Annotated in this window: 11 protein-coding genes; 3 read left to right on the top strand and 8 right to left on the bottom strand. The window is 67.9% G+C overall.

All coding sequences use genetic code 11. The features are described from left to right. The 3 genes from F572_RS0101340 to F572_RS0101330 all read right to left on the bottom strand — a co-directional run. Positions 1-226, bottom strand: a 226-nt coding sequence (locus F572_RS0101340; protein WP_018158312.1) for a transposase, incomplete at its 3' end; no start/stop codon positions are given. A 243-nt stretch (positions 227-469) separates the two neighbouring features. Further along, positions 470-2035, bottom strand: coding sequence for a PAS domain-containing methyl-accepting chemotaxis protein (locus F572_RS0101335; RefSeq protein ID WP_017941532.1), 1566 nt, complete (start codon positions 2033-2035; stop codon positions 470-472). A gap of 169 nt (positions 2036-2204) precedes the next feature. Continuing rightward, positions 2205-3596: an HDOD domain-containing protein gene (locus F572_RS0101330; RefSeq protein WP_017941531.1), complete on the bottom strand. Its 1392-nt coding sequence runs from the start codon at positions 3594-3596 to the stop codon at positions 2205-2207. Positions 3597-3706: 110 nt separating this feature from the next. Between F572_RS0101330 and motA the strand changes: the two genes are divergently transcribed. The 3 genes from motA to F572_RS0101315 are packed head-to-tail and all read left to right on the top strand — an operon-like array spanning position 3707 to position 6576. Beyond that, positions 3707-4558, top strand: a complete 852-nt coding sequence (gene motA, locus F572_RS0101325; protein WP_017941530.1) for a flagellar motor stator protein MotA — start codon at positions 3707-3709, stop codon at positions 4556-4558. Between the two features lie 19 nt (positions 4559-4577). Continuing rightward, positions 4578-5510: a flagellar motor protein MotB gene (gene motB, locus F572_RS0101320; RefSeq protein ID WP_017941529.1), complete on the top strand. Its 933-nt coding sequence runs from the start codon at positions 4578-4580 to the stop codon at positions 5508-5510. 1 nt (position 5511) lies between these two features. Continuing rightward, complete coding sequence (locus F572_RS0101315) at positions 5512-6576, top strand: GTP-binding protein (RefSeq protein ID WP_017941528.1); 1065 nt, start codon at positions 5512-5514, stop codon at positions 6574-6576. Positions 6577-6727: 151 nt separating this feature from the next. On the opposite strand, the gene F572_RS0101310 is transcribed toward F572_RS0101315, so the two are convergent. From F572_RS0101310 to F572_RS0101290, 5 genes are all read right to left on the bottom strand, one after another. After that, positions 6728-7516, bottom strand: coding sequence for a sulfite exporter TauE/SafE family protein (locus F572_RS0101310; protein ID WP_017941527.1), 789 nt, complete (start codon positions 7514-7516; stop codon positions 6728-6730). 28 nt (positions 7517-7544) lie between these two features. Beyond that, positions 7545-8525, bottom strand: a complete 981-nt coding sequence (locus tag F572_RS0101305; RefSeq protein ID WP_017941526.1) for a M14 family metallopeptidase — start codon at positions 8523-8525, stop codon at positions 7545-7547. Between the two features lie 84 nt (positions 8526-8609). After that, positions 8610-12515: an EAL domain-containing protein gene (locus F572_RS0101300; protein ID WP_017941525.1), complete on the bottom strand. Its 3906-nt coding sequence runs from the start codon at positions 12513-12515 to the stop codon at positions 8610-8612. 28 nt (positions 12516-12543) lie between these two features. Beyond that, positions 12544-12978: a response regulator gene (locus F572_RS0101295; RefSeq protein ID WP_017941524.1), complete on the bottom strand. Its 435-nt coding sequence runs from the start codon at positions 12976-12978 to the stop codon at positions 12544-12546. Continuing rightward, the gene (locus tag F572_RS0101290) at positions 12975-15062 is read right to left on the bottom strand and encodes a PAS domain S-box protein (RefSeq protein WP_026142964.1); all 2088 of its coding nucleotides are present in this window, start codon (positions 15060-15062) and stop codon (positions 12975-12977) included. The genes F572_RS0101295 and F572_RS0101290 overlap by 4 nt, the downstream gene beginning before the upstream one ends. Between the last annotated feature and the right edge of the window lie 74 nt (positions 15063-15136).

Genomic DNA, 15136 nt, shown 5'->3' with positions numbered 1-15136 from the left:
CCTCGCGCAGCCGCCGCAACTCCTGTTCCTGACCGTTCGAGGCCGGCTCAGTAACGGCTTCGCCGGCCGCCTTGCGCCGCGCCTCACGCTGCCAGCGGGACAACATGCTCCGGTTGATCCCGAGCCGCCGGGCCGCCTCCGTGCAGCCATAGCCCTGGCTCTCGACCATCGCAATCGCGTTGGCCTTGAACTCCCGGCTGTATCGCGCTCGTCTCTGCTTGCTCACATTCACCTCCAGTTACCCATCTAGTGTGGCTTAACTGGGGTGTCCGCTGTCATTGGACCACTTCAATCCGTTTCGCCTTGCTCGGCGGCATGAGCCGCATCGAAACCTTCTGTGGTTTTCTCTGTGTGCTCCGTGCTCTCTGTGGTGCGATCGCCTTTCTTCGTGGCTTCGTGGTGAAAACCCTACCCGCGCCCGGACCTAGGCGGGCGGTTCGTGTCCCCTCACAAGGGCGCTCGTAGCGCGCTACTTCCCTTCGAAGCGCTGGATCAGGGCCTTGAGTTCGGCCGCCTCGGCCTGCATGCGGGCACTGGCGTCGCGCGCGTGCACCGAGACCGATCCGGTCTCGCTGGCCACATCACGGATGGAGGTGACGTTGCGGTTGATCTCCTCGGAGACCGCGCTTTGTTCCTCGACGGCCGTGGCGATCTGGGTGTTCATCTCGGTGATCTGGGCGACGGCCTCGCGGATGGTGGTCAGCGAGTCGCCCGCCGCCTGTGCCTTTTCGACCCCGTCGGCGGCCTGTTCCTGACTGGCGCGCATCGCGGACATCGCCTCGCGCGCACCGGACTGCAGGGTCTCGATCATGTTGCGGATGGTCACGGTGGACTCGTCCGTGCGCTGCGACAGCGAGCGCACCTCGTCCGCCACTACCGCAAAGCCGCGCCCGTGCTCGCCGGCGCGGGCGGCCTCGATGGCCGCGTTCAGCGCCAGCAGGTTGGTCTGTTCCGCGATCTCGCGGATCACGCTCAGGATCTTGTCGATCTCCTCGGTGCTGGCCTCCAGCTTGCCCAGCTTCTCGGCGGTGGACTCCACCTCCGCCGCCATGCGGTTGATCACGGACACCGTGTCGTTCACGACGTCCTGTCCGGCGCCCGTCTCCTTCTCGGCGTTGTTGGCGGCCTCGGCCGCGCGCGCGGAATTGCTCGCCATCTCCTGGATGGTCGAGGTCATCTCGTTCATCGCGGTGGCGACCTGGTCGATCTCGTTTTGCTGGCGCTCCACGCCGGAGGCGGTCTGCTCCACGCTGCTGGCCATGGCATGGGCATCGTCGTTCACCGCGTCGGCCTTGTCCTCGATCCGGCCCAGCACGGTGCGCAGCTTCGCCTCCCCGAACTGCTGCACCAGCTCCAGCGAAGCGCTGTCGTCGCGGCGCCCAGTGTAGATCGCCTCCATTACCGGGTTGTCGAACTGCTCCCGGGCCCGATTGACCGCCTGGCGGATACCGGACGTGAACGCCAGCGACGCGATGCTGCCGGCGGCAAAGATCAATACCAGCAGGCCCGCCTGCACCGCTGGCGAGGACGCCAGAAACACCACCGCCAGCGCCAACAGGAAGCCGACGATCCAGGTCCCGGCGAGGCGGCAGGTGAGGCCGTGGTACCAGCGCCGAGCGAAGCTCCGGCCCCGGTTGATCGCGGCATACACCTTCTCCGCACGGGCGACATGCTCGCGCTCGGGGATCGCGCGCACCGACTCGTAGCCGGTCTTGCGGCCGTGCTCGTAGGCGGGGGTCACAAAGGCGTCCACCCAGTAGTGGTCCCCGTTCTTGCGGCGGTTCTTGACGATGCCCATCCAGGCCCGGTCGGCCTTCAGGGTCTCCCACATGTTCGCGTAGGCGGCCTCGGGCATATCCGGGTGGCGGACGATGTTATGGGCGGCACCCTCCAGTTCCTCGCAGACGAACCCGCTGACCTCGACGAAATCACTGTTGGCGTAGCGAATACGCCCCTTCTCGTCGGTGGCCGAGATCAGGTCGCCGTGCTGATCAATCGAGTACTCCGTCTGGGTGACGGGCAGGTTCTTGCGCATGTCGTACGTCCTTTTGATTGTTCCACGGGCTCGGGGCCCGTGGGATCAGCCATACGCCGTGGCCAACCCCTCGCGAATGCTGCGGATTATGATCGCCTATATACGACCCTGTACATGTATCGACCACCCCGCGAAAGACTTGAGCCACCGACCCGGCCCGGGGAAGCGCTCAGTGTTCCCCTGAGGAGCCGAAAGGACGCTCGGCCGCCGCCAGCACGCGGCGAAACCCCTCGAAGGCCACCGGGGTCAGGTCCAGATCGTGCGCACGCCGGTCGGCATAGACCATGCCCAGTACGCGGTCGCCATCGCACAACCGGGCGACCAGACAGTCCACCCCGCCGGTCAGGCGGCGGACAGCCGCCGGCATCTCGTCATGGATGCGTCGGCGATCCCACCACTGGGCGGCGTCCTCCTCCAGGACCCGACCCAGCGGTCCGAGCGCGGACCGGTTGATCACGAAGTGGCTGAACTCCGGTTCGTGCAGGGTCCCGACCAGGTGCTCGGCGCGCAGGCTCTCCCCATCGCGGGACAGACGGGCGAACACCACCCGGTTCAACCCCACGCCGAACTGCATCACTCGCAGCATCCGGCGTATCCGGGCCTCGCGATTCGTTTCCTGTTCGAGGGCGTGGAGCCCGGTCTCCAGGAGGTCGGCCCGCGGCATCAGGGCCAGGCGCGGACGATAGCGCTCGCCCAGCCAGACACGACCGGGGATCTGCGGGTCCAGCGGCGCCCGCTGATACACGGCGACATCCTCGTTGAAACGCTCGATGACCGCGCCCACGCGGTCCGCGGCCTCCTTGTCCGTCAGCCCCATCAGGCCGGCCAGCAGCCCGAGGTCGCGATCGCCGCGCGCGGTGTCCATGCCGCGGAAGACCTGCCAGGCCACGGCGCTCGCAACCATGACCTCATAGGCCCGGTGGTGGGCCGCGTTGACCGCACGCAGCGTGCCCTGCACCAGTTCCGGCAGGGCCATCTGCTCCGCCATGGCACGTGACAGGTCGTCCGTCGCATACCCCAGCGCGGCGTAGCTGGCCTCGTCCGGCAGGGCGCTGAGCTCCAGCATCTCCAGCAGCCGATCCAGGCGCGGCTCGCCCTCGGCCAGCAACGCCAGAAGGCCCAGCTGGTTCAGCAGGGCCGCCAGCGCCACCTCGCCGGGCTCGGTGTCGTGGCGCTTGTGCGCAATCTCGCCTGCGATCATTGCCGCCAGCCGCGACTGCGCCGCCAGCTCGCGATAGGCCTGGGGTCTTGTGACCACATCCGCGACGCGCGGGGCCTCGGCCGCCTCCCGGTGCACGTTCTCCAGGCCCAGCATGGAAATCGCGTCGCCCACCGCGTGCACCTCCTGGCGCAGACCGCGACGCGAGGCGTTGGCCCGCCGCACCAGGCGCAGGCTCAGGCCGGGATCGCGCTCGGCGTAGCGCGCCAGTTCGCGCAGGGAACGATTCACCAGGGCATCCGGGTCCGCAAACACCGCATCGCTGGCTTCGAGAATCGGCCATTCCAGCGCCGCCAGGCGCGCGGCCTCTTCCATGTAGGGCGCGTCCTTGTCCAGGGACATGCTGTACCTCGCGCAGGGGAGTCGTTATCGTAAAGCCCGTCAACTATAGCAACGCATGCGGGCGGATGGCCTGTCCGGCATGGTGCTTAAGCAATGTGGGGTCGCGGTCCGTGAAGTATTTCCTGGGTATCGTCATCGTTTTCTCGTCAGTCTTCGGTGGATACTACTTTCATGGTGGCGACCTCCGGGTCATGTGGCAGCCCTACGAGTACTGGATCATCGGGGGTGCGGCGCTCGGGGCATTCCTGATCGCCAACCCGCCCCGAGTCGTCATCACCGTCTTCAAGTCCATCCCCAGCCTGATGAAGGGCAGCAAGTACAAGTCGGACGACTATCTCGACCTGCTGGCCATGATGTACAAGCTGTTCACCAAGGCCCGCAAAGAGGGCCTGATGGCGGTGGAAGCCGACATCGAGGAGCCGGAAGAAAGCGAGGTCTTCAAGGCCCACCCGCGGATCCTGCAGGATCACCACGCGATGGAGTTCATCACCGACTACATGCGCCTGATCATCTCCGGCAGCATGAACCCGCATGAGCTCGATGCCCTGATGGACCTGGACCTCGAGACCCACCATGAGGAATCGCACAAGCCCGCCCATGCGGTTCACCGCGTGGCCGAGGCCCTCCCCGGCTTCGGTATCGTGGCGGCGGTCCTGGGCATCGTAATGACAATGGGCAAACTCGACGGCTCCATCGCGGAGATCGGCTCAAGCGTGGCGGCTGCCCTGGTCGGCTCGTTCCTCGGGATTCTGCTGGCCTACGGCTTTGCCGGGCCGACCTCGACCGCCCTCGAGTCTCGTGCCCAGGAGGAAGCCAAGTTCCTGCAGTGCATCAAGGCCTGCATCCTCGCCAATGTCCAGGGCTACAGCCCCCAGGTCGCGGTGGAGTTCGGCCGCAAGACCATGGAAAGCGCGATGCGCCCGAGCTTTACCGAACTGGAAGAGTACGTGAAGGGGGCCTGACGGCCTCCGGATCACTACCATGGGAGTCGAGGACAAGACCCAGCCGATCATCGTCAAGAAGAAGGTGGTCCAGGGCGGCCACCACGGCGGCGCGTGGAAGATCGCTTTCGCCGACTTCACGCTCGCGATGATGGGCTTCTTCCTGGTGATGTGGCTGCTCGTTGCGCTGGATGACGAGCAGCGCGCCGGCATATCCGAGTACTTCCAGAACCCCTCCGCCTTCGTGGGCGAAGCCGCCGCGCCGGGCCAGGCGCCCGGCGACGGAACCGGCGTGGACCCATCGATCATCGACTTCGAGGGCATGCCGGAACTCATCCAGGACCCGGAGGCCATGGAGGCCCCGACGGGGATCGATGAAGAAACCCTCGACGAGCTGGCCGAGGCCCGTGACCGCGAGGCCCTGGAGACCCTGCAGGAGGCACTGGAGGAGGCCCTGGATCAGAGCCAGGCGCTGGAGCCCTTCAAGGACCAGCTGCTGCTGGATATCACACCCGAAGGCCTGCGCATCCAGATCATCGATCGCGAGAACCGGCCGATGTTCGCCAGCGCCAGCGCGCGTCCGCTGGAGCACGCCGACGCGATCCTGCGCGAGCTGGCCGGCCTGATCAATCAGGTCCCCAACCGCGTCTCGATCACCGGCCACACCGACGCCCGCCCGCTGCTACGCCCGGACTACACCAACTGGGAGCTCTCGGCCGATCGCGCCAACGCCGCCCGCCGCGCCCTGATCGCCGGCGGCACCGAGCCCGACCAGATCGCCCGCGTGGTGGGGCTGGCCGCCAGCGTGCCCTTCAACCGCGACGATCCGGAGGCCGCGATCAACCGGCGGATCACCCTGATTGTGCTGAATCAGGAAGCGGAAGAGGCGATGTACCGCAGCCTGGAAAGCGAAGGGACCGCCCCGGAAACGCTCCGCGACAGCCCGGAACCCTCCGGAAACGGGGCCGGATAGCATGCAGCGGCACCAGGACATCCCGCTCAACCTGATCACCGGGTTTCTCGGCGTCGGCAAGACCACCGCCATCCGCCACCTGCTCGCGCAGCGCCCGGAGGGCGAACACTGGGCCGTGCTGGTCAACGAGTTCGGCGAGATCGGGGTGGATGGCGGCCTGCTGGCCGATACCGGCGTGGCGCTGGAGGAGGTCCCCGGCGGCTGCCTGTGCTGCGTCTCCGCGCAGATGTTCACCGTCGGGCTCAACCGGCTGATCCGCAGCCAGCGCCCCGACCGCATCCTGATCGAACCCACGGGCCTCGGCCACCCGGCGCAGATTATCCGCACCCTGACCGAGCCGCCCTACGCCGGGGTACTGGACCTGCGCGCCACCGTCACCCTGATGGACGCCCGCCACCTGGCCTCGCCGCGCCACCGGAAGCACGCGAACTGGCGCGACCAGATCGCCCTGGCCGACGTGCTGCTGGCCAACAAGGCCGACCTCTACAGCGAGGCGGACCGCGAGGCGTTGCAGGCCTTCGTCGCGGCGATGCCGCCACCACGCCCGCTGGTCGTGGAGACCACGCAGGGCCGCATCGAACGCGACTGGCTGGACCGCCCGCGACTGGATCGGGGCGGCGCCCTGTTCCCGGAGGCCCGCGACTTTCTCGCGTCCACGAGCGCGGATGCGCACGCCGACCACGACCACGACCACGACCACGACCACGACCACGACCACCAGCATGATGACGCGACTCATGCAGCCGACGAGTGGGTCACCATCGACACCCGCGGTGACGGCTACATCGGCCGCAGCTGGCTATTACCCGAGGGTCAGGTCATCGACCATGGCGTCCTCGCGCGTCTGGTCGACGGCTTTGCTGGTGACCGCCTGAAGGGCCTGGTCGAAACCGAACAGGGCTGGCACCGCCTCAACCGGGTGGACGGACACGGCGGGCTGGAGCCGATGGATGCCCCGGACACCCCGCTGCGCCCGCGCATCGAAGCCATCCTGCCGGAATCCGAAACCGCCACCCTGGATGATCTCGCCCGCACCCTCGAGGCCGCCCACGCGCCGAACCGCTGATCGGTCGTCGTTAGGCACCCACACCTCGCCACCTCGAAAGACTCGCGGGAAAGACTCGTAGGATGTGATGAGCGAAGCGAATCACATCGGTCGAAAGGCGGCAACCTTCCGGGTATTCGATGGTGATGCGTTTCGCGGCGCTCAACGCACCCTACGAAGTGGGCGATGCAAGCCAGGCGGGGTCGAGGAAAAACAGAGCGGTGATCGCCACACCGATCCCGGTGACGACGTGGCGATACCCCGCCTCTGGCAGGCGGCGCACGATCGCCAGCCCGACACGCGCCCCGAGGATCGCCCCGGCCCCGACCGCCAGCAGGCCGGTGGCCACCACCTGGCCACCCGCGATATAGACCACGACGGCCATTAGTGTCAGCACCGAGGACAGCAGGTTCTTGAGCGCGTTGGCCCGGGGCAGGTCCGTCACACCCTGGCCGCGCAGGATCGCCATCAGCAGGATCCCGACGCCGCCGTTGAAATAGCCGCCGTAGGCGCAGCCCAGCCCCGCGCCCAGGGCGCGCAACGGCCCCGGATGCGGCCGCGCCGCCTGGCGCTGCAGCCAGGGCCCCAGCGCGAACAGCACCGTGGCGACCAGCAGCAGCCAGGGGATCAGGACACGGAAAGCGGCGTCTCCGGTCAGCAGCAAGGCGACCGCGCCAACGGCCCCGCCAAGCACGCCCGCCAGCAGGAGCCCCCAGGCCAGCCGCGGCCCCAGCTCCTGCCAGGCCCCGCGCAGCCGCCTCCCGTCCGCGAGGACGCTGGCGAGGTATCCGGGCAACAGCGCCGCGGTCCCGGTGGCATTTGCGGCCACCGGGGGGACGCCCACACTCATCAGGGCCGGCAGGGTCAGGAAGCTGCCGCCCCCGGCCACCGCATTCAGCAGCCCGGCCAGAAAGCCGGCCACCACCAACAGGATGGCGACCCCGGAAAAATCGAAGTCCATCACCGGTCAGCCGACCGGGGAGCGCCGCTCAGGTGACCTTCCGGTCGCTGAACTCGGCCCGGTAGAACCACTCGTTGCCGGGCAGCGAATTGGGGTTGGGGAAGACGATGAACCCGGGCTCCGGCGCGCGCACCTCGGTCCCGTCCGCGCGGATGCCGATCAGGTCGCCCGCCTGCAGCGGGTCGAAACTCTTCCATTCCTGCGCGAAACGGTCGTCGGGATGATCCCGGTCGATCACCTCCACCAGACGCAGCACCTCCGGGTCGTCCTGTCCCGCAGCGGCTGGCTCCGGCAGCATGCCGAGGTGAGCCAGCGTGTTGATGATGGCGTTGTAGGCCACCACCGGGGCCTGCGGGTCATCGTGCTGCCCGCATTCCAGGGTCACGCCATAGCCGCCCTGGCTGCGCATGTACTCGGTGGTTCCGATCCCGTAGCTGGGGTCGGTGCTGAGGATCTGCGCGCGGTGGCTGGCGTTCGGGTTCTTCATCCGCGCCGCAACACCCCGGGCATAGGTATCCAGCCAGCCCTCGACCATGCGCCGCGGGCCCAGGCAGGCCGCCAGCGCCTCTTCCTCGCGCGCCTGCGCGAAGCCTTCCAGCTCGCCGTCATTGTTGCGCGGGCCGAGCATGATGAACGGCTGGCCCCCGGTGTGGAACGAGTGCAGGTCCAGCAGCACGTCGTGCGCCGCCAGCAGCGGGCACAGCACGTTGGCAATGCGGTCCTCGAAATCCTGCGGGTCTTCGGTCACGCGCAGATTGCGGTTCAGGTTGCGCTCGCCCATGCGCTGCCCGAGGTCATAGGCCAGCGGGTTGGTCCGCGGCACCAGGGTCAGGCTGCCCCGCAGCAGGTCGCGCTCGCGGGCCTCGAGTTCGGCATGGACCCGCTCGGCGGCCTGGGTCCCGCAGGTCTCGTTGCCATGCACGGCCCCCAGCACGATCAGCCGCGGGCCCGGCTCCAGGCCGTGAAAGGTGATCGTACGCAATGCAGTGGGACGGGAGGGATCGGCCATCGGGGAAACTCCGGGCAAGGGGTAACGGATATCCTGCGGCGCAAAGGCTACCGGAGCCATCCGTCCGGCGCCACGGGAAGGCCGTCAGTCCACCGGCAGCGCACCATGCTCGGTCATCCAGCCCTGCAGCACGTCGAGTTCCAGCGGCTGGCTGTAGAGGTATCCCTGCCCCAGGGCGCAACCGCGTTCGCGCAGGAAGGCGGCCTGCTCGGCGGTCTCCACGCCCTCGGCGATGACCTGCATGTTCAGGTTGCGCCCCATGGCGATGATGGTCGCGGCGATCTCGCGATCGGCGCTTTCACTGGCCACTCCATCGACAAAGCTGCGGTCGATCTTCAGCACGTCCAGCGGATAGGTCCGCAGGGCCGCCAGCGAGGAATACCCGGTGCCGAAGTCGTCGATCGCCAATTGCACACCCAGTTCTTTCAGGGCGGCCAGGCGCGCGATGGCCTGTTCGCCCTGCTGCATGATCGCCGTCTCGGTGATCTCCAGTTCGAGCTGTGCAGCGGGGAAGCCGGTCAGCGCCAGGATCTCCGCCACCCGATTCACGAAGTCGCCGCGCTGTAGCTGCACCGGCGACAGATTCACCGCCATGCTGAAGTCCTCGGCACCACGATCCAGCAACCGCCGGCCGGCGTCACAGGCCTCGCGCAGGACCCACTCGCCCAGAGCGACGATCAGCCCGGTATCCTCGGCAATCGGGATAAAGCGATCCGGAGGAATCATCTCGCCGTCTTCGGTCTGCCAGCGCAGCAACGCCTCCATGCCGAAGGGTTGTCCGTCCTCCAGTCGCACCTGCGGCTGGAAGTGCAGGCGCAGTTCGCCACTCTCCGTCTCCACCGCATGGCGCAGGCGGTTCTCGAGTTCCAGGCGCTCGTCGGCCGCGCGCGTCAGGGCCTGGGTATAGACACTCCAGGTCTGGCGCCCGGAGGCCTTCGCCTGATACATCGCCGCGTCCGCGTGCTGAATCAGCTCGGTGACCGAATCGCCATGCTCCGGATACAGGCTGATGCCGATACTGCCGTTCAGGTACACCGAGCGTCCGTCGCCCAGGATCAGCGGGTGCTCCAGGCTCGCCAGAAGGTCACTGGCGCAGTGCACCACGGCCTCGTCACTGGCCGGGTTCTCCGCCACCACCAGGAACTCGTCCCCGCCCAGCCGCCCGAGCGTGTGGGCCGGGCCGACCGCCCCGCGCAAGCGCCGGGCCACCTCCACCAGCACCTGATCCCCCACCGGATGGCCCATGGAGTCATTCACGTTCTTGAACCGGTCGAGGTCCAGATTCAGCACCGCGATGCGGTAGCCGTTCGTCCGGGCGCGTTCCAGCGCCTGTCCCAGCATCACCTGCAGCTGACTGCGGTTGGGCAGATCGGTCAGCGCATCATGCTGGGCCAGATACCGCAGCTCGTCCTCCGAACGCCGCAACTCCGACATGTCGGTCAGAACGGCGGCGTAGTGCAGGGCCTGGCCCTGCTCGTCGTAGACGGTATTGAGGCTCAGCCACTGCGGAGCGATCTCGCCGTTGCGACGACGGTTCCAGATCTCGCCCTGCCAGTGTCCCTCGTGCTGCAGGCTGTCCCACATGCGTCTGAAGAACTCCGCATCGTGGCGCCCCGACTGCAGAAAACTCGGGTTGCGCCCCATCGCCTCGCCCTCGGAAAAGCCGGTAATGTCGACGAAGGCCGGATTGACCGCGACGATCCGGGGCGTCAGGTCGGTAATCATGATCCCGTCGCGGGTGCTCTCGAACACCGCCGCCATGCGCCGCAGGCCCAGCAGCGCCTGGCGCCGCTCCAGGGCTGCCCCCAGACTGGAGGCGACAATACGCGCCAGGCTCTGGTCCGCCTCGGTCCAGCGCTGCGCACGCTGCACCCGGTCCAGGGCCAGGAAGCCGCGGTACTCGCCTTCCACATACAGGGGTACCACAAGAACCGCCTGACTTTGTCCAGCCTCCATCACCTCGCGTTCATCGTCCGGCAGCTCGCGGGTCAGCACCTCCACCGCGCCGCCGCCCTCCAGGATGGCGTGCCAGCGTGGCAGGACCGATTCCAGGCTCAGGTTGCTCAGCGGGGGCGGGCGAATCGCTTGATCCGTGTCCGTGCGCACCCAGTAGTAGCGGTGCACATCCAGGGCTTCGCGTACCGCGTGATCGAGCTCGGCCACCAGTACATAGGCGCGATCCGCATGCGCCTCCTGTCCCAGCTCGGCCAGCAGGCGGTGGATCACGCTCGCGGGGTTGTCCTCGCGCAACAGCTCCACGGTCAGCTCCGCCGCGGTACGCAACGCGCGCTCGCGTGCTCCCAGGGCCTGCGACACGCGCAGCTTCTGCGCCGCCAGCCCCGCGATCTGGGTGAACTCGTCGATGAGCACACGCTCGCCGGGGAGCGGCCCGCGCGGCTCCCCCAGATAAATGCCCAGGGTTCCCAGAACCCCGCCGTCGGCATCGCGGAAAGGGAACGACCAGCAGGCTCGGAAACCCGCCCCGCGCGCAAGGTCGCAGAACCCGCTCCAGTTGGGGTGCGTTCCACAATCCTCGACAATCACGGGCTCGCCGCTCCAGGCAGCCTCGCCGCAGGAGCCCATGCCCTGATCCGCACGCGTGCGACGCATGGCGCTGCGCAACGGGTCCGGCACGCGAGGCGCGGTCGCCGCCTGCAGCTCCTGACTGTCGGCATCCAGCAGCATGATGTAGGCGTGCAGGTCGGGGGCCAGCGATTCCAGCCCCTTGACGACGTCCTCCAGCAGACGCGGATCGCGCTCGCCGGTCGCCAGGCGGGCGAGCACGTTCGCGCGCACCTCCTGGACCCGCTGGTCCAGCACGCGCCGGGTCACGTCCACGAGGCTGCCGGACAGCCCCGCCGGCTCCCCTGCGTCATCCAGCTTCACCTGGCCACGCAGTTCCAGCCAGCAAAGTGAACCATCCGCCGCGCGCAGGCGGATCTCGGTCTCCAGTCGCCCGTCGTCGGCGTCCGCGGCCCGGGCCAGCAGTTTCGCCGCCGCACCCCGATCCTCCAGCGACATAAAGGCGATCATCTCCTCGCCGATCGCGGCTTCGACCGCATGTCCGGTAATGGCCGTCCAGGCGGGATTGAGAAAGCGCCAGCAACCGGCGGCGTCGGTCTCGAACACGATATCGCCAGCGCGCTCGATCACCTCGCGGTAGCGCCGCTCGGAGGCCGCCAGCGCCGCCCGCTCGTGGCGCAACCGGGCCCGGGCATGGACCTGATCCAGCAGCACCGGGAGCGTCTTCAGGTAGCCGTCGCGCTTGACCGCGTAATCCTCCACACCCATGCGCAGGGCGCGTGCGGCCAGGTCTTCCGTGCCCTGCCCGGTCACCAGGATGGTGGGCAGGTCCAGACCCCGCTCCTCGCGCACCAGCCGCGCCAGCTCGAGGCCGTCGATACCGGGCAGCCGGTAATCCACCAGCAGCAGGTCAAAGCCGGGCTCGGCGGAGGCCTGCTGCGGCAGTGCCGCCAGGGCCTCCTCGGCGGTGTGAACGGTCTCCAGCCGGATATGCGGCGCGGTATGCGCCAGTTCGCGGCGGGTCAGGCCGACATCGAATTCGTTGTGCTCGGCATACAGCACCCGCAACGGTCCATGGGTGCCGGCCGCGCGCAGTTCGCGGCGGGCGCGGGCATCCACCACCCGCGCCGGCAGCCGCTCGAGGTAATCATCCGCCTTGGTCAGGTAGTCGTCAGCCCCCGCCCGGAAGGCCGCGACCACCGTCTCCTGTTCGCCGTGACCGGTCAGCACCAGCACCGCCTCGCCGCGCCCGGCGGCGTGCAGCTCTCCGATCAAGTCGAGACCGCTGCCATCCGGCAGGCGCAGATCCTCTACCACGCAGTCAAAGGCCTCGCCCTCGGCCAGTGCAGTCCGCGCCTCGGCCAGCGATGCCGCCAGATAGACCTCGGCACCGGGCACCTCGCGCTCGAGTATTCGGCGCTGCAGGTCGGCATCCGCCGGGTTGTCTTCTACGAGCAGGATTCGCATCAGGTCGCTTGCAGGGGGCGCCGCATATTCAGGTCGGCGGGTGGTTGAGCAGGCACCAGTACAATTCCACCTGTTCGGCGACTTCGACAAACTTGGCAAAGTCCACTGGCTTGACGATGTAGGAGTTGGCCCCGCAGTCATAGGCGGTCGTGATGTCTCGATCCTCGCTGGAAGAGGTCAGCATCACCACCGGGATGCGCCGGAAGCGCTCATGCTCGCGGATACGCCGCAGCACCTCCAGCCCGTCCACCTTGGGCAGCTTGATGTCCAGCAGGATCACCGCAGGCGGCGCCAGTTCGCCCCGCTCCCAGCGTTCGAGAAAATCCAGGGCCTCCACCCCGTCACGCGCGACCTCCAGCGGGTTGGTGAGATTGCGCCGTTCGAAGGCGCGGCGCATCAGGTCGATATCCACCGGGTTGTCCTCGACCACCAGGATGGAAGGCTGGCGCGCGGCGTTGCTCATCGGGGGAATTCCACGTGGAAGCTGGCACCCTCGCCCGGCGTGCCCTCGGCGCGGATCTCGCCGCCCAGGCGATTGACCGCACGCCGCACCAGGGCCAGGCCGACGCCGGTCCCCGGGTAGGCCTCGGCGCGATTCAGGCGCTGGAAGATATCGAAGATGCGATCCTGAAACGCCATGTCGAAGCCGATTCCATTGTCCCGTATCGAGATCCCGAGCGTAGCACTGCGGGATTGTGCCTGCACCGTCACCTGCGGTGTCTCGCGTTCGGCACTGAACTTGAAGGCATTCTCCAGCAGATTGCGCAGGATCAGGGCGACCCCGTCGGGGTCGCTCTGGAACACCAGGCCGGGATCGACCTCCAGCGTGACCTCGGCACGTTCGCGCAGGGCCGGGTCCACCGACTCCAGCACCTCCTCCACCAGCGCCCGCACCCGGACCTCCCGCTCCTCCAGCGGCCGGCGCTCCATGCGCGAGTAGGCGAGCAGATCGGAGATCAGCTCGTTCATCTGCGCCACACCCTGACGAATATTGCGCACAAAGGTGCGCCCCTCGCCCTCCAGCTGCTCGCCGTAGTCCGCCTCCAGCAGCTGGCTGTAGCCCTCGATTCCGCGCAGCGGTGCCTTCAGATCGTGGGACACGGCGTAGGAAAACGATTCCAGTTCCTGGTTCAGCGCCTGCAGCGCCGCCGTACGCTCGGCGACCCGCTGCTCCAGTGTGGCGTTCAGGTCGCGCAGCTCCAGCTCGTTGCGCTTGAGCTCGGTCACCTCGAGCACCGTGCCCTGTACGTAATGCATGCCATCGGGGCGTTCGATCGGCGCCTCCATGGTGATGCTGAACCAGGCCTCGCCACGGACCTCCGGACGCGCCTTCAGCAACAGCCGGCGCGGCCCGGGCCGTCCGCCCTTAAGCAGGGCCTCCATCGCATCGGCGAAACTCGCCCCGTCCTCGGAGTCGAGGTCGAAGAAGTCCCGGGCGAAGGATTCCAGTGTCGGCGTGCCAGACCGGGCATCACAGCCCAGCAGGCCATACAGCCGGTCCGACCACCACATCTCGCGAGTCTCCAGCAGGTACTCCCAGCTGCCCAGCCCCGCGTGGCGTTCCGCCTGGCTCAGACGGTCCACCTGGCGCGCCAGTGCGGCCTCGGCCTGCTTGCGCGCCTCGATGTTGCGCAGGGTCACCAGCAGCAGCCGCTCGCCGGCGATCTCGGTGGCCTGCAGATTGGCCTCGACCCAGAACCCATGCCCGTCGCGGTGGCGCGCCCGCCACTCGAAGACCAGCTGTTCGCCGCGTCGCGCCCGTTCCATCAGCGCCTTCTGACGCTGCACATCAAAGCCGCTCTCGTCCGCGCTCAGCTCGTCCACGCTACAGGCCAGCAGTTCAGCCCGGCTGTACCCGTACATCTGCTCGGCGGCGGCATTGGCCCCAATCAGGGCCTCGGTATCCAGGTCCTGCAGCAGGATCGCCTCCTGCACGTTGTCGAAGATCGCGCGGAAACGCGTTTCCGAGTCGCGCAGGTCCTGCTCGGCCCGCAGGCGTTCGGTCACGTCCAGCAGCAGGCCGTGGATGCGGGTCACCCGACCGGCCTCGTTACGGGTAAGCCAGGTCCGGTCCTCCAGCCAGATCCAGCTGCCCTCGCGGCTTCGCAGCCGATAAAGCTGCGTGTATCGATCCGGGCCGCGGTCGATATGCGCGGCGACATCGGTCACGATCCGGTCGATGTCCTCGGGATGGATCAGGTCGGCGTAGTTGGTCTCGCCACTCAGGAGGGCATGGCGGTCGATCCCCCAGCGCGCGATATTCGGGGAGACAAAGGTGACGGGCCAGCCGGGCGTGGTCGCCCATTCGATCGCGACCACCGGCGAGCGCTCGACGATCCCGGTGAGCCGGCACGCCTCGCGCGAGGCGCGATCCCGCGCCCGCAGGGGGTAGTAGATCAGCAGGAACAGGACGATGGCGGTGAGAATCACGTAGCCCCAGCCTTTGAGGGTCTGCAACTGACCCAGCAAGGTCACATCGTCGACCATCAGCAGAAGGGCACGGTCGGACAGGGCGATCCATGCCAGTCCGAAGACCAGATACACCACGGCGATGATCGCCGCGGTGCGTCCGGCGCTGGGCTTCCCGACCCTCTTCCCGTCTTTCTCCATCAACCCTCCAG

Origin of the sequence: Thioalkalivibrio sp. ALE14, assembly GCF_000376845.1 — a bacterium.
Classification (GTDB): Bacteria; Pseudomonadota; Gammaproteobacteria; order Ectothiorhodospirales; family Ectothiorhodospiraceae; genus Thioalkalivibrio.
The sequence above is the reverse complement of the archived record's forward strand: the minus strand, read 5'-3'. Positions and strand labels throughout refer to the sequence as shown.